This window comes from Mycobacterium sp. (assembly GCF_035274705.1).
In the GTDB taxonomy this organism is placed as follows: domain Bacteria; phylum Actinomycetota; class Actinomycetes; order Mycobacteriales; family Mycobacteriaceae; genus Mycobacterium.
Genome location: NZ_DATENY010000095.1, coordinates 18,476 through 37,275 on the forward strand (window position 1 = coordinate 18,476; position 18,800 = coordinate 37,275).

18 protein-coding genes are annotated in these 18,800 nt (G+C 65.8%); 15 read left to right on the top strand and 3 right to left on the bottom strand.

What is annotated here, in order from left to right; translation table 11 throughout:
- Positions 1 to 16: 16 nt before the first annotated feature.
- From VJV41_RS20230 to VJV41_RS20265, 8 genes are all read left to right on the top strand, one after another.
- Positions 17 to 847, top strand: coding sequence for an undecaprenyl-diphosphate phosphatase (locus VJV41_RS20230; protein ID WP_325336851.1), 831 nt, complete (start codon positions 17 to 19; stop codon positions 845 to 847).
- Positions 844 to 1,560 (top strand): histidine phosphatase family protein, encoded by a 717-nt coding sequence (locus tag VJV41_RS20235; RefSeq protein WP_325336803.1) that lies wholly within the window; start codon positions 844 to 846, stop codon positions 1,558 to 1,560. Before VJV41_RS20230 ends, VJV41_RS20235 begins: the two co-directional genes overlap by 4 nt.
- Positions 1,561 to 1,616: 56 nt before the next feature.
- Positions 1,617 to 2,204 (top strand): DUF3090 domain-containing protein, encoded by a 588-nt coding sequence (locus tag VJV41_RS20240; protein ID WP_325336804.1) that lies wholly within the window; start codon positions 1,617 to 1,619, stop codon positions 2,202 to 2,204.
- Positions 2,188 to 3,024: an SCO1664 family protein gene (locus VJV41_RS20245; RefSeq protein WP_325336805.1), complete on the top strand. Its 837-nt coding sequence runs from the start codon at positions 2,188 to 2,190 to the stop codon at positions 3,022 to 3,024. The genes VJV41_RS20240 and VJV41_RS20245 overlap by 17 nt, the downstream gene beginning before the upstream one ends.
- Positions 3,024 to 3,794, top strand: a complete 771-nt coding sequence (locus VJV41_RS20250) for a 3'(2'),5'-bisphosphate nucleotidase CysQ (protein WP_325336806.1) — start codon at positions 3,024 to 3,026, stop codon at positions 3,792 to 3,794. Before VJV41_RS20245 ends, VJV41_RS20250 begins: the two co-directional genes overlap by 1 nt.
- 93 nt (positions 3,795 to 3,887) lie before the next feature.
- Positions 3,888 to 5,126, top strand: coding sequence for a cysteine--1-D-myo-inosityl 2-amino-2-deoxy-alpha-D-glucopyranoside ligase (mshC, locus tag VJV41_RS20255; protein ID WP_325336807.1), 1,239 nt, complete (start codon positions 3,888 to 3,890; stop codon positions 5,124 to 5,126).
- 65 nt (positions 5,127 to 5,191) lie between these two features.
- Entirely contained in the window at positions 5,192 to 6,070 is an 879-nt protein-coding gene (locus tag VJV41_RS20260; protein WP_325336808.1) for an SDR family oxidoreductase, read from the top strand.
- Positions 6,067 to 7,497 (top strand): DUF1254 domain-containing protein, encoded by a 1,431-nt coding sequence (locus tag VJV41_RS20265; RefSeq protein WP_325336809.1) that lies wholly within the window; start codon positions 6,067 to 6,069, stop codon positions 7,495 to 7,497. Before VJV41_RS20260 ends, VJV41_RS20265 begins: the two co-directional genes overlap by 4 nt.
- Here the strand turns inward: VJV41_RS20265 and VJV41_RS20270 are convergent.
- Positions 7,494 to 8,387 (bottom strand): PAC2 family protein, encoded by an 894-nt coding sequence (locus tag VJV41_RS20270; protein WP_325336810.1) that lies wholly within the window; start codon positions 8,385 to 8,387, stop codon positions 7,494 to 7,496. The two genes, VJV41_RS20265 and VJV41_RS20270, sit on opposite strands and share 4 nt — an antisense overlap.
- Before the next feature lie 142 nt (positions 8,388 to 8,529).
- Here VJV41_RS20270 and metH point away from each other — a divergent pair, with 142 nt between their 5' ends.
- Positions 8,530 to 12,042: a methionine synthase gene (gene metH, locus VJV41_RS20275; protein ID WP_414685012.1), complete on the top strand. Its 3,513-nt coding sequence runs from the start codon at positions 8,530 to 8,532 to the stop codon at positions 12,040 to 12,042.
- A 1-nt stretch (position 12,043) separates the two neighbouring features.
- On the opposite strand, the gene VJV41_RS20280 is transcribed toward metH, so the two are convergent.
- A complete protein-coding gene (locus tag VJV41_RS20280; RefSeq protein WP_325336812.1) occupies positions 12,044 to 12,847 on the bottom strand; it encodes an SDR family oxidoreductase in 804 nt (267 codons plus the stop codon).
- A 38-nt stretch (positions 12,848 to 12,885) separates the two neighbouring features.
- Here VJV41_RS20280 and VJV41_RS20285 point away from each other — a divergent pair, with 38 nt between their 5' ends.
- From VJV41_RS20285 to VJV41_RS20310, 6 genes are all read left to right on the top strand, one after another.
- Complete coding sequence (locus tag VJV41_RS20285; protein WP_325336813.1) at positions 12,886 to 13,569, top strand: HAD family phosphatase; 684 nt, start codon at positions 12,886 to 12,888, stop codon at positions 13,567 to 13,569.
- Positions 13,570 to 13,627: 58 nt separating this feature from the next.
- A complete protein-coding gene (locus VJV41_RS20290) occupies positions 13,628 to 15,091 on the top strand; it encodes a sugar porter family MFS transporter (protein ID WP_325336814.1) in 1,464 nt (487 codons plus the stop codon).
- A 40-nt stretch (positions 15,092 to 15,131) separates the two neighbouring features.
- Positions 15,132 to 15,413: a phosphoribosyl-ATP diphosphatase gene (locus tag VJV41_RS20295; RefSeq protein WP_325336815.1), complete on the top strand. Its 282-nt coding sequence runs from the start codon at positions 15,132 to 15,134 to the stop codon at positions 15,411 to 15,413.
- A complete protein-coding gene (gene hisG / locus VJV41_RS20300) occupies positions 15,410 to 16,270 on the top strand; it encodes an ATP phosphoribosyltransferase (protein WP_325336816.1) in 861 nt (286 codons plus the stop codon). Before VJV41_RS20295 ends, hisG begins: the two co-directional genes overlap by 4 nt.
- A gap of 68 nt (positions 16,271 to 16,338) precedes the next feature.
- Entirely contained in the window at positions 16,339 to 16,821 is a 483-nt protein-coding gene (locus VJV41_RS20305) for a DUF4126 family protein (protein WP_325336817.1), read from the top strand.
- Positions 16,822 to 16,831: 10 nt separating this feature from the next.
- Positions 16,832 to 18,202: an FAD-containing oxidoreductase gene (locus VJV41_RS20310; protein WP_325336818.1), complete on the top strand. Its 1,371-nt coding sequence runs from the start codon at positions 16,832 to 16,834 to the stop codon at positions 18,200 to 18,202.
- Here VJV41_RS20310 and VJV41_RS20315 read toward each other — a convergent pair.
- Complete coding sequence (locus tag VJV41_RS20315) at positions 18,153 to 18,800, bottom strand: flavodoxin family protein (RefSeq protein ID WP_325336819.1); 648 nt, start codon at positions 18,798 to 18,800, stop codon at positions 18,153 to 18,155. The genes VJV41_RS20310 and VJV41_RS20315 overlap by 50 nt on opposite strands.

Below are 18,800 nucleotides of genomic sequence, written 5' to 3' on the forward strand. Positions count from 1 at the left end.
GACGGACGTGCCAGCAATGTCGTGGGTGCAGGTTCTTGTTCTCTCGGTATTGCAGGGACTGACGGAATTCCTGCCTGTCTCGTCATCGGGGCACCTGGCGATCGCGTCGCGGGTCCTCTTCGACGACGACGCGGGAGCGTCGTTCACGGCCGTCACGCAGCTGGGCACCGAACTCGCCGTTCTGCTGTACTTCGCCCGTGACATCGGCCGCATCCTCAAGGCGTGGTTCAACGGCTTGTTCGTCGCCGCGCACCGCAGCCTCGACTACTGGATGGGCTGGTACGTCATCATCGGCACCATTCCCATCGGCGTGCTCGGGTTGGCGTTCAAGGACGAAATCCGTACGGGCGCACGCAATCTCTGGCTGATCGCGACGGCGCTGATCGTCTTCTCCGCCGTCATCGCCGCCGCCGAGTACTACGGGAGCCAGAAGCGCCACGCCGAAGACCTCACCTGGAAAGACAGCATCACCGTCGGCTTGGCGCAATGCCTGGCCTTGGTGCCCGGCGTGTCGCGGTCCGGCGCGACGATCAGCGCCGGGTTGTTCCTCGGCCTGGATCGCGAACTGTCCGCGCGGTTCGGTTTTCTGCTCGCCATCCCCGCGGTGTTCGCATCCGGTCTGTTCTCGCTGCCCGATGCGTTCCATCCGGTCGGCGAGGGCATGAGCGCAAGCGGCCCTCAGCTTCTGGTGGCCACGATCATCGCGTTCGTCATCGGATTCCTTGCGGTGGCGTGGTTCCTGCAGTTCCTGGTCCGCCACAGCATGTACTGGTTCGTCGGCTATCGCGTCGTGCTCGGCGTGGTGGTGCTGGCACTGCTGGGCACCGGGGTGGTGACGGCGACGTGACCGTGATTCTGCTGCGGCACGGCCGGTCGACGTCGAACACCGCGCACACGCTGGCCGGCCGCAGCGACGGCGTCGACCTCGATGACAAAGGCCGCGAGCAGGCGCAGACGCTCCTCGACCGGATCGGCGCGCTGCCCATTCGTGCGATCGTGCGCTCACCGCTGTTGCGCTGCCAGCGCACCGTCGAACCACTGGCCGCCGCACTCGGGCTTGACCCGATCGTCGACGAACGCATCTCCGAGGTCGACTACGGCAGCTGGACCGGCCGCAAGATCGGCGATCTGGTCAAGGAGCCGCTGTGGGCCGTCGTTCAGCAGCAGCCCAGCGCGGCGGTGTTCCCCGGCGGCGAAGGCCTGGCTCATGTTCAGGCACGCGCGGTCGCGGCGGTGCGCGAGCACGACCGCCGGCTGGCCGAGCTGCACGAGGGCGACGCGCTGTGGATTGCCTGTACGCACGGCGATGTGATCAAGGCGGTGCTGGCCGACGCGCTCGGCACACATCTGGATACTTTTCAGCGCATCACCGCCGACCCCGCCTCGATGAGTGTCATCCGTTACACCCCGCTACGCCCGTTTGTTATCCACGTCAACCACACTGGCGATCAGCTCACTGCCGGTCTGCTGGCCAAGCCCCATACGGGCGACGCGCAAGCCGACGGCCGAGACGGTGAGGTGCCGCCCGAGGACGCCGTCATCGGCGGCTCGACCGACTGACAGGCTGCCCTCACAATTACGGCTGACGTGGGTATGCCGGTATTTTGGAAGGTGCCATGGCCCGCGCAATTCACGTCTTCCGCACACCCGACCGCTTCGTGGCCGGCACCGTGGGGCAGCCGGGCAACCGCACGTTCTACCTTCAGGCCGTTCACGACAAGCGCGTCGTATCGGTGGTGTTGGAGAAGCAGCAGGTCGCGGTGCTCGCCGAGCGGATCGCCGCGCTGCTGCTGGAAATCAACCGCCGCTTTGGCACACCCATCCCGCCGGAGACGGGCGACATCGAAGACCTCAGCCCGTTGGTGACACCCGTGGACGCGGAATTCCGGGTCGGCACCATGGGTCTGGGCTGGGATTCGGAGGCGCAGACGGTCGTCGTCGAACTGCTCGCTGTGTCCGAAACCGAATTCGACGCATCGGTGGTGCTCGACGACGCCGAGGAAGGTCCCGACGCGGTGCGGGTGTTCCTGACGCCGGAGTCGGCGCGCGAGTTCGCGACGCGCTCCAACCGAGTCATTTCGGCAGGCCGCCCGCCCTGCCCGTTGTGCGATGAGCCGCTCGACCCCGAAGGCCATATCTGTGTGCGCACCAACGGCTATCGGCGCGGTGCCCTTGCCGGGTCCGACGATGACGCCGACACCTAACGGCGGCCCAGGCCCGAATGACGTCAATGAGGTGTGCCTACGCGGCGAGCTGACCGTCATCGGGCGAATCCGCTCCGCAAGCAACGCCACCTTTCTGTGCGAGGCGCATCTCGGTGAGCGCCAAGCACATTGCGTCTACAAGCCGATCGCGGGTGAGGCTCCGCTGTGGGATTTCCCCGACGGAACATTGGCGGGCCGGGAACTGGGCGCCTACCTGATTTCGAATGCACTGGGCTGGAACATCGTGCCCTACACCATCATTCGCGACGGCCCGGCCGGCAGTGGCATGCTGCAGTTGTGGGTGGACCAGCCCGGCGACGAGGTCGGTGATGAACCCGCGTCGGGGCCGGACCTCATCGACCTGCTGCCCGCAGGGCACATTCCGCCGGGCTTCCTTCCGGTGCTGCATGCCTACGACTACGCCGGCGACGAGGTCACCCTGGTGCACGCCGACGACATTCGGTTGCGCCGCATGGCCGTCTTCGACGTGCTGATCAACAACGCCGACCGCAAGGGCGGCCACATCCTGTGCGGAACCGACGGGCATGTGTACGGCGTCGACCACGGGGTGAGCCTGCATACCGAGGACAAGCTACGCACAGTGCTCTGGGGCTGGGCCGGTAAGCCCGTCGACGACGAGACGCTGGAAGCGGTCGCCTGTCTGCGCAATCAGGTGCGTGGTCAACTCGGAGATCAGTTGTGTGAGCACATCACCCGCCGCGAAGTCGACGCGCTGCACACCAGAACCGTTGCGCTGCTGGATAACCCGGTGATGCCGACACCGGACCGCCGCCGGCCGATTCCCTGGCCGGCGTTCTGATGAGCCTGACCGATGCGGCGCTGGCCGCCGAGGTGGCCGTCGAAGCCGGTGAACTCCTGCTGGCGGTCCGTGAGGAGGTCGGCTTCGGTGACCCCTACGACCTCGGTGACGCCGGTGACAAGCGGGCCAACATCTTGATCCTCGATCGGCTCCGGCAAGAGCGCCCCGACGATGCGGTGCTGTCCGAGGAAGCCGTCGACGACGTCTCCCGGGTTCACGCCGACCGGGTATGGATCGTCGACCCCGTTGACGGCACGCGCGAGTTCTCCTCGCCCGGCCGAACCGACTGGGCCGTGCACATCGCGCTGTGGCAGCGCAACGGGCGGCCTCACGGCGCGATCACGGACGCCGCCGTCGCGCTGCCTGCCCGCGGCGAGGTCTACCGCACCGACACCGTCACCGCGCCGCCGCCACGCACCGCCGGGCCCATCCGCATCACCGCAAGCGCCAACCGGCCGCCCGCCGTGCTGTGGCGGCTACGGGACAAGCTGGACATCCAGCTGGTGAGCATCGGTTCGGCCGGCGCCAAGGCGATGGCGGTCGTCCGCGGTGACGTCGACGCCTATGTCCACGCGGGCGGCCAGTGGGAGTGGGATTCGGCCGCCCCGGCCGGAGTGGTGCAGGCCGCCGGCATGCATGCGTCGCGGCTGGACGGCTCCCCGATGATCTACAACCGGCACGATCCGTACCTCCCCGACTTCCTCATGTGCCGCGCGGAGCTGGCCGATGTGCTGCTCGACGGCATCTGGTCGGCCTATCGGGACCGCTAGCTCGGGAATGGAATCGTCTTCTGCGTTGTAGCTCACCGGTAAGCACCACACCATCGGGAGGCCGCCCTGACCGAACACCTTAGAGTCGACGCTATGCAATCGTGGCCGGCGCCGAACGTCCCGGCGCTGGAAGGACGAGGCCCGCAGTTGCGGCTCTACGACAGCGCAGACCGGCAAGTCCGTCCGGTCAGCGCCGGCGAGACGGCCACCATGTACGTCTGCGGCATCACCCCGTACGACGCCACCCACCTTGGACATGCGGCGACGTATCTCGCCTTTGACCTGGTGTACCGGGTGTGGCTGGATTCCGGGCACACGGTGCATTACGTGCAGAACATCACCGACGTCGACGACCCGCTGTTCGAGCGGGCACAGCGCGACGGCATCGACTGGCGTGAGCTTGCCGACCGGGAGACCGAGCTGTTCCGGAAGGACATGGCGGCGCTGCGGGTGCTGCCCCCACACGACTACGTCGCGGCCACCGAGGCCATCGCGGAGGTCGTCGAGCTCGTCGAGAAGATGCTGGCCTCGGGGGCGGCCTACGTCGTCGACGACACCGACTACCCCGACGTGTACTTCCATGCCGACGCGACCCGCCAGTTCGGCTACGAATCCGGCTACGACCGCGACACCATGATGCGGCTTTTCACCGAACGCGGCGGCGACCCCGACCGCCCGGGCAAGAGCGACGAACTCGACGCGCTGATGTGGCGCGCGGAACGGCCCGGCGAGCCCAGTTGGCCGTCGCCGTTCGGCCCCGGCAGGCCGGGATGGCATGTGGAGTGTTCGGCGATCGCCCTGTCCCGCATCGGCACCGGCCTGGACATCCAGGGCGGCGGCAGCGACCTGATCTTCCCGCACCATGAGTTTTCCGCCGCCCACGCCGAATCAGTAACAGGGGAGCGCAGATTCGCTCGCCACTACGTGCACGCGGGAATGATCGGCTGGGACGGGCACAAGATGTCCAAGAGCCGCGGGAACCTCGTGCTGGTGTCTGGGCTGCGCGCCGACGGCGTCGAACCGGCGGCGATCCGCCTGGGCCTGCTCGCCGGTCACTATCGCGCGGACCGCTCGTGGAGCGACGCTGTGCTCGAGGAGGCCAACGCCCGGCTGCGCCGTTGGCGCCAGGCCGCGTCTTTAGCTGCCGCACCGGACGCCGCCGACGTCGTGGCACGGGTGCGCCAGTATCTGGCCGACGACCTCGACACACCGAAAGCGCTTGCGGCACTGGATGGGTGGACGACAGACGCACTCGAATACGGCGGCCACGACACCGAGGCGCCGCGCACGGTGGCAACGGCTGTCGATGCGCTGCTCGGCGTGCAGCTGTAGCGATTGCGCGGGCGACCGACCGTCAAACGGTGCACCGTGCCCGCGCGGTGGAGTACGTTTCGGCCATGGGTTCTGTGAACGGAAAAGTCGCGCTGATCACCGGCGGCGCCAACGGTGTCGGCGCTGAGGTGGCCCGTCGGCTTCACGCCAGGGGCGCGAAGCTGGTGCTGACCGACCTGGACGAGGGAAAGCTCAAGGAGGTCGCCGCCGCGCTCGGCGAGGATGGCGTGCTGACCGTCGTCGCCGACGTACGTGACCTGTCGGCCATGCAGGCCGCCGTCCATCAGGGCATCGAGCGGTTCGGCGGCATCGACATCGTGATGGCCAACGCCGGAATCGCCAGCTACGGGTCGGTGCTGCAAGTAGATCCCGAAGCGTTCAAGCGGGTGATCGACGTCGACGTCGTCGGTGTGTTCCACACGGTGCGCGCTGCGCTGCCGTCGGTCATCGACCGCCGCGGGTACGTGCTGATCGTTTCGTCGCTGGCGGCCTACGCCGCCGCCCCGGGCATGGCGCCCTATAACGCCGCAAAGGCGGGGGTCGAGCACTTCGCGAACGCGCTGCGGCTGGAGGTTGCCCACCTGGGCGTCGCCGTCGGCTCGGCACACATGTCCTGGATCGACACCCCGCTGGTGCGGGAGAGCAAGAATGATCTGTCGACATTCACCGAGATGCTCAGCTTGTTGCCCGGACCTCTGGGCAAGACCACCTCGGTCGAGGCATGCGGCGCCGCATTCGTTGGCGGCATTGAAGGCCGCAAGCGCCAGATCAACTGTCCCGCCTGGGTCGGGTTACTTCGCTGGCTGCGTCCACTGCTGTCGACGGCACTCGGCGAGGCCCAGACGCTCAAGTTCGTCCCTGATCTGCTGGCGAGGATGGACGCGGAAGTGGCGGCGCTTGGGCGTTCGCACAGTGCCCGCACCGAGGCCATCCACAAGCAGTGATCGGCCGAATCGGCGTCGTCCTGACGCTTCTCGCGATGCTTGTCGGGTGCAGCACGAAGGGATCGGAGGAGACGGCGAAGCCAGCGCCACCACCGAGCCCGGCCGCAGTCACGCCGGAGCAGGCCCGCGCCATCGCCAAGGAGGCCTACATCTACGGCTTTCCGATGGTTGACAGCTACCGTGTCCAGTACGGGTACTTCGTCAACAAGCAGGACCCCGAATACAAGGGGGCCTGGAATGAGATCCACAGCAGCGCACGGGTTTACACGCCAGCCGATACGACGATCCAGACTCCCAACTCGGATACCCCGTATTCAGTGCTCGGCGCCGACCTGCGTGCCGAGCCTCTCGTGCTGACGGTGCCGCCGATCGAGCAGAACCGCTACTACTCGCTGCAGTTCGTCGACGGATACACCTACAACTTCGCCTACGTCGGCAGCCGCACCACCGGCAACAGTGGCGGAAAGTACCTGCTGGCGGGACCCGGCTGGAAAGGCGAGAAACCGCCGGGCATCAACGAGGTCATCCGCTCCGACACCGAACTGGCGCTGGTCGTGTACCGCACCCAGCTGCTCGGCCCATCCGATCGCGACAGCGTGGAGAAGGTCCAGGCGGGTTATCAGGTCCAGCCGCTGTCGGCGTTCCTCAAGCAACCCCCGCCGGCCCCCGCCCCGCCGATCGACTTCGTGCCGCCGCTCACGGCGGAGCAGGAGAAGACGTCGCCGCAGTTCTTCGACATCCTCAACTTTGTGCTGCGGTTCGCGCCCACGCTGCCGTCCGAGAAGGCGTTGCGAGATCGCTTCGCCACCATCGGTATTGGGCCGGATGGCTCGTTTGATTCCGACAAGCTAAGCCCCGAGATGCGGTCGGCGATCGAAGGCGGAATCGCCGACGCGTGGGCGGAATTCAAGGGCATTCAGGACAAGGTCAACGCCGGCCAGCTGAGCTCCGGCGATTTCTTCGGCACGCGCGAGATGCTCAAGGACAACTACCTATATCGCATGGCGGGAGCCGTCGTCGGCATCTACGGCAACACCAAGGAGGAAGCGCTCTACCCGGTGTTCGACACCGACGCAGCCGGAGCGCCACTGACCGGAGCCAACAACTACACCTACCGCTTCGCGCCCGGACAGCTTCCGCCGGTGAACGCGTTCTGGTCGCTGACGATGTACGAGCTGCCGCAGAGCCTGCTGGTCGACAACTCCATGAACCGCTACTTGATCAACTCGCCGATGCTGGACAGCCTGGTGAAGGACCCGGACGGCGGATACACGCTCTACATCCAGAACTCCTCGCCGGGAATGGACAAGGAATCCAACTGGTTGCCCGCGCCCAGTGGGCCGTTCCGGCTGGTGCTGCGGCTGTATTGGCCTAAACCGGACGCGCTGAACGGTCAATGGCAAGCCCCGAAGCCGGTGAAGACCTAACTGCGGAAGCCTGGACCTCGGCGGCGCAGATAGCGCTCGAATTCGGCGGCCAGCGCGTCGCCGTCGATCTTGCCGAGCGCCTCGTTCATGTCGACCTCGGCGTCACCGCGCTCCTCGAGCGACTGGACGTATTCGGCGATCTCGTCGTCCTCGGCGGTCATCTCGGACACCGCCTGCTCCCATTCTTCAGCCTGGGTCGGCAGATCATCTAGAGGCACCTCGATGTCGAGCACGTCCTCGACCCGGCGCAACAGCGCCACGGTGGCCTTGGGATTCGGCGGCTGTGACACGTAGTGCGGAACCGCCGCCCAGAACGTGACCGCGGGAATGCCCGCCTGCACGCAGGCGTCCTGGAACACGCCGGCGATGCCGGTCGGCCCCTCGTAGCGGGTTTCCTCCAGCCCGAACGCCTTTGCCGAATCGGGGGAGTAGGCGGCCCCCGACACAGGAACCGGGCGGGTGTGCGGCGTGTCGGCCAGCAGCGCGCCCAGGATCACGACGGTTTGCACGTTCAGTTTGTCGGCGATCGCGAGCAGCTCGGCGCAGAACGTGCGCCAGCGCATGTTGGGCTCCACGCCGTGCATCAGCACGATGTCGCGATTCGAACCCGGCGGGCGGCAATGCGAGATCCGCATCGACGGCCATACCAATTCGCGGGTGACGCCGTCGACCTGCCGGATCACCGGCCGGTTCACCTGATAGTCGTAGTAGGCCTCGTCGTCGATCTCCACGATCGTTTCGGCTTCCCAGATGGCGTCCAGGTGCTCCAGCGCGTCGCTGGCCGCGTCACCGGCGTCGTTCCAGCCTTCGAAGGCCGCGACGACGATCGTGTCGTTGAGTTGGGGCAGGTCGGGCGGTTTGAAGCCGCTCGCATCCGACGAGGTCACCATCCCAGCGTAAGGCCTGCGTGGCGGCGAGGAGTGCCATCGGCACACCGGCCGATTTGCGGGGACCTACTACTCTGTCGATGTGACTGCTGTGAACGCTCGCGTCTACGACACCGATTTGCTCGACACATTGTCGACGCGGGTCATGGTGGGCGACGGCGCCATGGGCACCCAGCTGCAGGCAGCCGATCTGACGCTCGACGACTTCAACAACCTCGAGGGCTGCAACGAGATCCTCAACGACACCCGGCCGGATGTGATCGAGACCATCCACCGCAACTATTTCGAGGCCGGTGCCGACGCGGTCGAGACCAATACGTTCGGCTGCAACCTGTCCAACCTCGGTGATTACGACATCGCCGACCGGATCAGGGACCTGTCGCAACGGGGCACCGCGATCGCGCGACGCGTCGCCGACGAGATGAGCACCCCGGATCGCAGGCGGTACGTGCTGGGCTCGATGGGCCCGGGCACCAAGCTGCCGACCCTGGGGCATACCGAGTACGCAGTGATCCGCGACGCCTACTCCGAGGCCGCGCTCGGCATGCTCGAGGGAGGCGCCGACGCGATCCTTGTGGAGACCTGCCAGGATTTGCTACAGCTGAAGGCCGCGGTCCTGGGCTCGCGCCGCGCGATGGGCCAGTTCGGCCGCCACATCCCGATCATCGCCCACGTCACCGTGGAAACCACCGGCGCGATGCTGTTGGGCAGCGAGATCGGTGCGGCGCTGACGGCCGTCGAACCGCTTGGCGTAGACATGATCGGGCTCAACTGCGCGACCGGCCCCGCCGAGATGAGCGAACACTTGCGCTACCTGTCGCAGCACGCGCGTGTTCCCGTGTCGGTGATGCCGAACGCCGGGCTGCCCGTACTGGGCGCCAACGGTGCCGAATATCCGCTGCGTCCAGACGAACTCGCCGAGGCGCTGTCGGGCTTCGTTGCCGAATACGGCCTTTCACTGGTTGGGGGCTGCTGCGGTACCACCGCCGAACACATCCGCCAGGTCGCCCAGGCGATCCCGAATGTGCAGCGCGCGGAGCGCCCCATCACCTACGAACCTGCGTTGGCCTCGCTGTACTCATCGACGCCGTTCGCGCAGGACGCGTCGGTGCTGATGATCGGTGAGCGGACAAACGCCAACGGTTCCAAGGCGTTCCGCGAGGCGATGATCGCCGAGGACTGGCAGAAATGCCTCGACATCGCCAAGGACCAGACCCGTGACGGCGCACACCTGCTAGACCTGTGCGTCGACTACGTCGGCCGCGACGGTGTCGCCGACATGAACGCGCTGGCCAGTCGGCTGGCGACCGCGTCGACCCTGCCGATCATGCTCGACTCCACCGAAACCCCCGTGCTGCGGGCGGGTCTGGAGCATCTGGGCGGTCGGTGCGCGGTCAACTCGGTGAACTACGAGGACGGCGACGGCCCTGAGTCGCGCTTCCACAAGACGATGGAGCTGGTCGCCGAGCACGGCGCCGCGGTGGTCGCGCTGACCATCGACGAGGAAGGTCAGGCCCGCACCGCTGAGAAGAAGGTCGAGATCGCCGAGCGGCTCATCGCCGATATCACCGGGAATTGGGGTGTGGACGAGTCGTCGATCCTGATCGACACCCTGACGTTCACCATCTGCACCGGTCAGGAAGAGTCCCGCAAGGACGGAATCGAAACCATCGACGCCATCCGGCTTCTGAAGCAAAAGCACCCGGATGTCCAAACGACACTGGGGCTTTCGAACATCTCGTTCGGCCTCAACCCGGCCGCGCGCCAGGTGCTCAACTCGGTCTTCCTTCACGAATGCCAGGAGGCCGGGCTGGATTCGGCGATCGTGCATGCGTCGAAGATCCTGCCGATGAACCGCATCGACTCCAAGCAGCGCGAGGTGGCGCTGGATCTGGTGTACGACCGGCGCCGCGAGGACTATGACCCGCTCACCGAGCTCATGGCGATGTTCGAGGGCGTGTCGGCGGCGTCGTCGAAGGAGTCCCGTGCCGCCGAACTTGCCAAGCTGCCGCTGCTGCAGCGGTTGGCGCAGCGCATCGTCGACGGCGAGCGCAACGGCTTGGAGGCCGACCTCGACGAGGCGATGACCCAGAAACCGCCGCTGAGCATCATCAACGACGATCTGCTGGCCGGCATGAAGACCGTCGGTGAGCTGTTCGGCTCCGGCCAGATGCAGTTGCCGTTCGTGCTGCAGTCCGCAGAGGTGATGAAGGCGGCGGTGGCGCACCTGGAGCCGCACATGGAGAAGGCCGACGACGACAGCGGCAAGGGCCGCATCGTGCTGGCCACCGTCAAGGGCGATGTGCACGATATCGGCAAGAACCTCGTCGACATCATCTTGAGCAACAACGGCTATGAGGTCGTCAACATCGGCATCAAGCAGCCCATCAATACGATTCTCGAGGTGGCCCAGGACAAGAGCGCCGACGTGGTCGGCATGTCCGGTCTGCTGGTGAAGTCCACGGTGGTGATGAAGGAAAACCTCCAGGAGATGAACACGAGGGGGGTTGCCGACCGGTTCCCGGTGCTGCTCGGCGGTGCGGCGTTGACCCGCAGCTACGTCGAGAACGATCTCGCCGAGGTCTACGAAGGCGAAGTGCATTACGCGCGTGACGCTTTCGAGGGCCTCAAGCTGATGGACACGATCATGAGTGTCAAGCGTGGCGAGACGCCGGACACCGACAGCCCCGAGGCGATCGCGGCGCGCGAGAAGGAGGCCGAGCGCAAGGCCCGCCACGAGCGGTCGAAACGTATTGCCGCCGAACGCAAAGCGAAGGAAGCGCCCGTCGAGGTGCCGGAGCGTTCCGATGTCGCCACCGACGTCGAGGTGCCGGTCCCGCCGTTTTGGGGCACCCGCATCGTCAAGGGTGTGGCGGTGGCCGACTACAGCAAGACACTCGACGAGCGCGCGCTGTTCCTCGGCCAGTGGGGGCTGCGCGGCGTGCGCGGCGGCGAGGGCCCGTCGTACGAGGAACTCGTCGAAACCGAAGGTCGCCCACGACTGCGGTACTGGCTGGATCGCTTGTCCACTGACGGCATCCTCGCCCACGCCGCGGTGGTGTACGGCTACTTCCCTGCGGTGTCAGAGGGTGACGACGTCATCGTGCTCGCCGAGCCGAAACCCGATGCAGTAGAACGGTTCCGGTTCACCTTCCCGCGCCAGCAACGTGACCGGTTCCTGTGCATCGCCGACTTCATCCGGTCTCGTGAAATCGCGACCAGGGCTGATCAAGTTGATGTGTTGCCGTTCCAGTTGGTGACCATGGGGCAGCCGATCGCCGACTTCGCCAACGAGCTGTTCGCGTCGGACTCCTATCGCGACTACCTCGAGGTGCACGGCATCGGTGTACAGCTGACCGAGGCGCTCGCCGAGTACTGGCACAAGCGGATCCGCGAGGAACTGAAGTTCAGTGACCACGCAATGGCTGCGGAGGACCCCGACAATGTCGAGGACTACTTCAAGCTCGGCTATCGCGGCGCCCGGTTCTCCTTCGGGTACGGCGCATGCCCGAACCTCGACGACCGCGCGAAGATGATGGAGCTGCTGGAGCCCAGCCGGATCGGTGTGACGCTGTCCGAGGAACTGCAGCTTCACCCGGAGCAGTCCACGGATGCGTTCGTGCTGCACCATCCCGAGGCCAAGTACTTCAACACCTGAGTCAGCGGAACAACCCTGCGTTCGCGGTGGCCCACTGGGCAACCGAGCTGGCCTGGGTGCCGGTCAGTTCGGCGACCAGGTCGTTGGCTTCCTGCGGATGTTCGAGGGCTTGCTCGATGGTGTCTAGATACCAGCCGGCCCGGCCACCCAGTGCCGTGTCAAAGCGTTGCTCGGCCTCGGCCCTCTCGCATTGCTCATAGGTCACCGGGGCGTCGATTCCCACGCCGATCTGCTCGGCGATCTCGGCCCGGTTCAGCGCTTGCGGCCCGGTGATCGGATACATCTGTCCGTAGTGCGCCTGCTCGGGCTTGACCAGCAACGCCGCGGCGACCCGAGCGATGTCGTCCATCGAGATCGGCGCCTCGACCGCCGACGGATACGGCTCGCGGACCGTGCGGGTCGTCTTGATCTGCTCGGACCAGATCGCGAAGTTCTCCAGAAACTCGCCTGGGCCGAGTTGGGTATTGACGATTCCCGAGGCGGTCACCTTCTCCGCATGCTCCTGCCAGTGCGCGGCGCCCGACAACGCGACGACGTACTCCACGCCGGCCTTCTTCACGAGCTCAAGCGTGACGTCGAGCGTCTTGGGCAGCGGCGCCAGGTACATCCGGTCGACGCCCTGCAGCGCCGCCGGCAGCGATTCGGGGTTGCCGAGATAACCGGTGATCGCCCGCACCCCGTCGGGTAGGTCTGCCTTCGCCGGATCGTTGGTCAGCGCACGGATGTCGTTGGCGCCCAGGTCGATCAGATGGTCGACTATGCGACGGCCGATGTTTCCTGTGGCGCCGGTCACGAGAATCGTCATGATTTCCACCCTACGGCGGCCCCTGACATAATCGGCCCATGCAAGCGGTGCTGTGGGATATGGACGGCACCCTGGTCGACTCCGAAAAGCTCTGGGACATCTCGCTGGCTGCTCTCTACGCAGAACTCGGCGGCAAGTTGACCCCAGAAGTCAGGGCGTCGATGGTCGGCAGCGCGGCGGAGAACACCATTCGCATCGTCTACACCGACCTCGGCCTTGAGCTCGATCCGGCTGCGATGGCCGAATCCGATCGCTGGCTGCACGAATACACCGCGGACCTGTTCGACGGTGGCTTGCCGTGGTGTGACGGCGCACAGGAGTTGTTGGAAGCGCTTGCCGCTGAGGGCACTCCGATGGCACTGGTTACCAATACCCAGCGGGCGCTCACCGACCGAGCATTGAATAGTATTGGAGCCCATTACTTTTCGGCTACCGTTTGTGGTGACGAGGTTCCGCACGGAAAACCCGCACCCGATCCCTATTTGCTCGCCGCGGCGTTGCTGGAACTGCAGCCGTCGGCATGTCTTGCCATTGAGGATTCAGTCACCGGCACCGCCGCCGCAGAAGGCGCGGGATGTCCGGTAGTGGTGGTACCCAACGATGTAGCGGTGCCGCACGGCCCGCGCAGACGTCACATCACGTCCCTCGCGGAGGTGGCCGCGGCCGATCTTCGGCAGCTGCACGCGGAACTCACTTCGCAATTCGACGAACGGTCCGCCTGACGCTTTCGCAAGTGATTGAATGTGATCCTGATCACACAACGCTGCGAAAGGTCGTCACATGACCCACGGGCCCGTCGGTGATAGCACATCAGGTTTGGACTACGAGGAGTCCGAGCACAGCGGCCGCGTAGTTCTGATCGCATCCGTCGCCGCGCTGGGCGGGCTGTTGTTCGGCTACGACAGCGCGGTCATCAACGGGGCGGTTTCCGCGCTGCAGGACCACTTCCAAGTCAGCAATTACGCGCTGGGTCTCGCGGTCGCGTCCGCGCTGCTGGGCGCGGCGGCAGGGGCCATGACGGCGGGCCGACTGGCCGACAAGATCGGCCGGCTGCAGGTGATGCGTATCGCCGCGCTGCTGTTCTTCATCAGCGCCATCGGCACCGGCCTGGCGAACAGCGTGTGGCTGGTCGTCGTGTTCCGCATCGTCGGTGGGTTCGGGGTTGGCGTCGCGTCGGTCATCGCCCCCGCCTATATCGCCGAGACGTCGCCGCCGCGCATCCGCGGACGGCTCGGGTCGCTGCAACAACTCGCGATCGTCACAGGCATCTTCCTGTCGCTGGCGATCGACTATGGGCTCGCGCAGATCGCCGGCGGGTCACGTGAGGAGCTGTGGTTCGGACTCGAGGCGTGGCGCTGGATGTTCCTGGTGATGGCGGTGCCGGCCGTCGTGTACGGCGGGCTGGCCTACACGATCCCCGAGTCACCGCGCTATCTCGTTGCGACATACCGGATTCCCGAAGCCCGCCGCGTGCTGACCATGCTGCTGGGCGAGAAGAACCTCGAGCTGACCATCACGCGAATCCAGGAGTCGCTGAAAGCGGAGAAGCCGCCGTCGTGGCGGGATCTGCGCAAGCCGACCGGGGGCCTGTACGGCATCGTGTGGGTGGGCGTCGGGCTGTCGGTTTTCCAGCAGTTCGTCGGCATCAACGTGATCTTCTACTACTCCAACGTGCTGTGGGAGGCCGTCGGCTTCAAGGAGAGTTCGTCGTTCACGATCACCGTGATCACGTCGATCACCAACATCCTGACCACGCTGATCGCGATCGCACTGATCGACAAAATCGGGCGCAAGCCGCTGCTGTTGATCGGATCGACAGGCATGGCGGTCACGCTGGGGACCATGGCGGTCGTCTTCGGCACCGCCCCGCTGGTGGACGGCAAGCCACATCTGGGCGATGTCGCCGGACCAGTGGCGCTGGTCGCAGCCAATCTGTTCGTGGTGGCGTTCGGCATGTCGTGGGGGCCCGTGGTGTGGGTGCTGCTCGGTGAGATGTTCCCCAACCGCATCCGGGCGGCGGCGCTGGGACTGGCGGCCGCCGCGCAGTGGGCGGCGAACTGGCTGATCACCGTGACGTTCCCGTCGCTGCGCGACGTTCTGGGGATTGCCTACGGGTTCTATGCGATCTGCGCGATTCTCTCCGGGGTGTTCGTGTGGCGGTGGGTGGAGGAAACCAAGGGCAAACACCTCGAGGACATGCACCGCGAGGCGTATCACCACGAGGCACACCCAGCGGAGACGTGACGCTGTTCTGCTAAACCCGCGTGACCGCGGCTAACCACACGTGGAACAATCGCGTGCCGTGAAGACCTTCGATGCTCTGTTCGCCGAACTCAGCGAGCGCGCGCGCACGCGGCCAGCCGGTAGTGGCACCGTTGCCGCGCTCGACGGCGGTGTACACGGGCTCGGCAAGAAGATTCTCGAGGAGGCCGGCGAGGTGTGGCTGGCTGCCGAGCACGAGGGCGACGAGGCGCTGGCCGAGGAGATCAGCCAGTTGCTGTACTGGACGCAGGTGCTGATGATCTCCCGCGGGCTGACCCTCGACGACGTGTACGCCAAGCTATGAACGGCACGTTGCGGGTCGCGGTGCCCAACAAGGGCACGCTCTCGGAGCCGGCCGCTGAGATCCTGTCCGAGGCCGGTTACCGGCGGCGCACCGATGCCAAGGACCTGACCGTCGTCGATCCGGTCAACAACGTCGAGTTCTTCTTTCTGCGGCCCAAGGACATTGCCATCTATGTCGGCTCGGGCCAGCTGGACCTGGGCATCACCGGCCGGGACCTCGCCCTGGAGTCCGATGCGCCTGTGCGCGAGCGGCTCGCGCTCGGATTCGGCTCGTCAACGTTCCGCTACGCCGCACCGGCCGGGCGCCAGTGGCGCGTCGAGGATCTTGCGGGAAAGCGGATCGCCACAGCGTTTCCCCATGTTGTACGAAAAGACTTGGCGGCGAGGGGGATTGACGCGACGGTGATCCGGCTCGACGGCGCCGTCGAGATTTCGGTGCAACTCGGCGTTGCCGACGCGATTGCCGATGTGGTCGGCTCGGGCCGCACACTCGGGCTGCACGACCTGGTGGCGTTCGGGGAATCGCTGTGCGATTCGGAGGCCGTCCTCATCGAACAAGACAACGCCGGCGGTGAAAACGCAGCCGCGCGCGACCAGCTCGCGGGGCGGGTACAGGGCGTGGTGTTCGGGCAGCAGTACCTGATGCTGGACTACGACTGCCCGCGCAGCGTGCTCGACGACGCCACCGCCGTCACGCCGGGCCTGGAGTCACCCACCATTGCGCCGCTCGCCGATCCGGCGTGGGTTGCCGTGCGCGCGCTGGTTCCGCGTCGAGACGTCAACGCCATCATGGACGAACTCGCGTCCATTGGAGCGAAGGCAATTCTGGCCTCCGACATCCGGTTCTGCCGCTTCTGATTCGGCCGGTCATCGGTCGTCCTGCGTGTTAGCGTCCCGGTGTCGGTTTCACCGGTCGGGAGGTTGTCATGACGCAGGTTCTGGTTATCGTGTTGGCCCTGCTGATCGGTGTGATAGCCGGTCTGCGGGCGCTGACCGCCCCGGCGGTCGTCGCGTGGGGCGCGTTTCTCGGCTGGATCGACGTCGACGGCAAGTGGTCGGAATGGGTGGCACATCCGATTACCGTCACCGTCCTGACGATCTTCCTGCTGGTGGAGCTGATCACCGACCAATTACCCAAGACCCCCAGCCGTAAGACGCCGCCCCAGTTCATCACGCGACTCATCATGGGCGCGTTCGCAGGTGCGGTCGCCGGCAGCGCCACGCATCACACGTTCATCGGCCTTGGCGCGGGCATTGTCGGTGCGGTGCTTGGCACGTTGGGTGGCGCTGAGGCCCGTCAACGGCTTGTCGCCGCCAACGGCGGACGCGATCGGCCGATCGCGCTCGTCGAGGACGTGGTGGCCGTCGGCGGTGGGTTCCTGGTCGCCTACCTCGTCAGCCTCGTCTGAGACTTCCGTCGTGACAGAGAAATTCGATGCGATCATCGTCGGTGCGGGTCAGGCGGGTCCACCGCTGGCGGGCAGGCTGACCGACGCCGGCCAAACGGTCGCGGTGATCGAACGCAAACTCGTCGGCGGCACCTGTGTGAACACCGGCTGCATCCCCACCAAGACGCTGGTGGCCAGTGCACACGCCGCACAGCTGGCGCGCCGCGGAGCCGAATACGGGATTGGCACAGGCAAAGTCACCGTCGACATGGCGAAGGTCAAGGCGCGCAAAGACAAAGTCATGCTCGACGATCGGCATGGCCTCGAATCGTGGCTCGAGGGAATGAACGGCTGTACGTTCATTCGTGGCCACGCCCGATTTGAAAACCCGCACACGATCAGCGTCGACGGGCGAGTGCTCGAAGCGGAGAGGATCTTCCTCAACGTCGGTGGCCGGGCGGTCGCGCCCGACATGCCGGGGCTCTCAGATATCGACTACATGACCAACGTTGGCATTCTCGAACTGGACACCATCCCAGAACATCTCGTGATCATCGGCGGCAGCTATATAGCGCTGGAGTTCGCGCAGATGTACCGCCGGTTCGGCGCCAGGGTCACCGTGATCGAGAAAGGCCCGCGGCTGACGTCACGGGAGGACGCGGACGTCTCCACCGCCATCAAAGACATCCTCGAAGCAGAGGGTATCGATGTAGTCGTCGACGCGACGGCAATTCGATTCGCCAAGCGAAACAACGGGTTCGAGGTGACTCCGCGGGACGGTGCGGACCCCATCACCGGATCACACCTGCTGGTCGCGGTGGGGCGTCAGCCCAACACCGACGACCTCGGGCTGGACAAGGCGGGGGTGGAAACCGACGTTCGCGGCTACATCGTCGTGGATGATCAGCTGCGCACCAACGTCGAACACATCTGGGCGATGGGCGACTGCAACGGACGCGGGGCGTTCACCCACACGTCGTACAACGACTTCGAGATCGTCGCGGGCAACTTACTGGATAACGACCCGCGGCGCGTCAGCGACCGCGTCTTGACCTACGCGCTCTACGTCGACCCGCCGCTGGGTCGAGCCGGGATGACCGTCGACCAGGTCCGCAAATCGGGCCGAAAAGCGTTGGTGGGCAAGCGTCCCATGTCGCGGGTCGGACGGGCCGTCGAGAAGGGCGAGACCCAGGGCTTCATGAAGGTTGTGGTCGACGCCGAGACTCAGGAGATCCTCGGCGCCGCGATCCTCGGTGTCGGTGGTGACGAGGTCGTACACGCGATCCTCGACATCATGACGGCCAAGAAGCCGTACACCGCGATATCGCGCACGATGCACATCCACCCGACGGTCAGCGAGTTGGTGCCGACCCTGCTGCAGGAGATGAAACCACTGGAGTAGCCGACTTCCCGACGTTGAACTGCCGTGTCACCAGCGCGACCCGCTGCCCGAGGTGGCGACAGGTCTGCGCATCCGACGGGTGCACTTGATCGGGGTTGGCGTCGACATCGGTCTGCGCACCAGCACCCAGCCAGAAACCCAGACGGTTGAGGTCGTTCTCACTGCCCGTCGCGCTGTTCCAGCCTGCGCCCAAACCCAGGTTCACCCAATGCATGTGGTGCTGGGCCGCGAATACGGCAAGTGAGACCAGCGTGTTCACCTTGTCGCCGCTCTTGGCGCCGGAATTGGTGAATCCCGCCGCGATCTTGTCCCGCCACGTTCCGTTGAGGCACCGCCGCCCGGTCTGTTCCGCGAATGTTTGAAAGCCCGCCGAGACGTTGCCCATGTACGTCGCACAGCCGAACACGATTCCGTCGGCGTCGTCGAGAAGGTCCCAATCCGCTTCGGTCATCTCGTCGACGGCGATCACACTGACATCGGCGCCTGTCTCGCGGGCGCCCGAAGCCACAGCATTGGCGAGCACGGCGGTGTGCCCGAAACCGGAGTGGTAGGCGATCGCCAGGGTGGGTGCTGCGATGTGAGAACCGTTGTGTTTCAT

Excerpts from the sequence above, each read along its gene's own strand:
- VJV41_RS20230 (WP_325336851.1), top strand. The coding sequence starts at position 17 with ATGTCGTGGGTGCAGGTTCTTGTTCTCTCGGTATTGCAGGGACTGACG.
- VJV41_RS20305 (WP_325336817.1), top strand. The coding sequence starts at position 16,339 with ATGACGCAGGTTCTGGTTATCGTGTTGGCCCTGCTGATCGGTGTGATA.
- VJV41_RS20260 (WP_325336808.1), top strand. The coding sequence starts at position 5,192 with ATGGGTTCTGTGAACGGAAAAGTCGCGCTGATCACCGGCGGCGCCAAC.
- VJV41_RS20240 (WP_325336804.1), top strand. The coding sequence starts at position 1,617 with ATGGCCCGCGCAATTCACGTCTTCCGCACACCCGACCGCTTCGTGGCC.
- hisG (WP_325336816.1), top strand. The coding sequence starts at position 15,410 with ATGAACGGCACGTTGCGGGTCGCGGTGCCCAACAAGGGCACGCTCTCG.
- VJV41_RS20315 (WP_325336819.1), bottom strand. The coding sequence starts at position 18,800 with ATGAAACACAACGGTTCTCACATCGCAGCACCCACCCTGGCGATCGCC.
- VJV41_RS20285 (WP_325336813.1), top strand. The coding sequence starts at position 12,886 with ATGCAAGCGGTGCTGTGGGATATGGACGGCACCCTGGTCGACTCCGAA.
- VJV41_RS20290 (WP_325336814.1), top strand. The coding sequence starts at position 13,628 with ATGACCCACGGGCCCGTCGGTGATAGCACATCAGGTTTGGACTACGAG.
- mshC (WP_325336807.1), top strand. The coding sequence starts at position 3,888 with ATGCAATCGTGGCCGGCGCCGAACGTCCCGGCGCTGGAAGGACGAGGC.
- VJV41_RS20250 (WP_325336806.1), top strand. The coding sequence starts at position 3,024 with ATGAGCCTGACCGATGCGGCGCTGGCCGCCGAGGTGGCCGTCGAAGCC.
- VJV41_RS20280 (WP_325336812.1), bottom strand. The coding sequence starts at position 12,847 with ATGACGATTCTCGTGACCGGCGCCACAGGAAACATCGGCCGTCGCATA.
- VJV41_RS20270 (WP_325336810.1), bottom strand. The coding sequence starts at position 8,387 with ATGGTGACCTCGTCGGATGCGAGCGGCTTCAAACCGCCCGACCTGCCC.
- metH (WP_414685012.1), top strand. The coding sequence starts at position 8,530 with ATGGTGGGCGACGGCGCCATGGGCACCCAGCTGCAGGCAGCCGATCTG.
- VJV41_RS20245 (WP_325336805.1), top strand. The coding sequence starts at position 2,188 with ATGACGCCGACACCTAACGGCGGCCCAGGCCCGAATGACGTCAATGAG.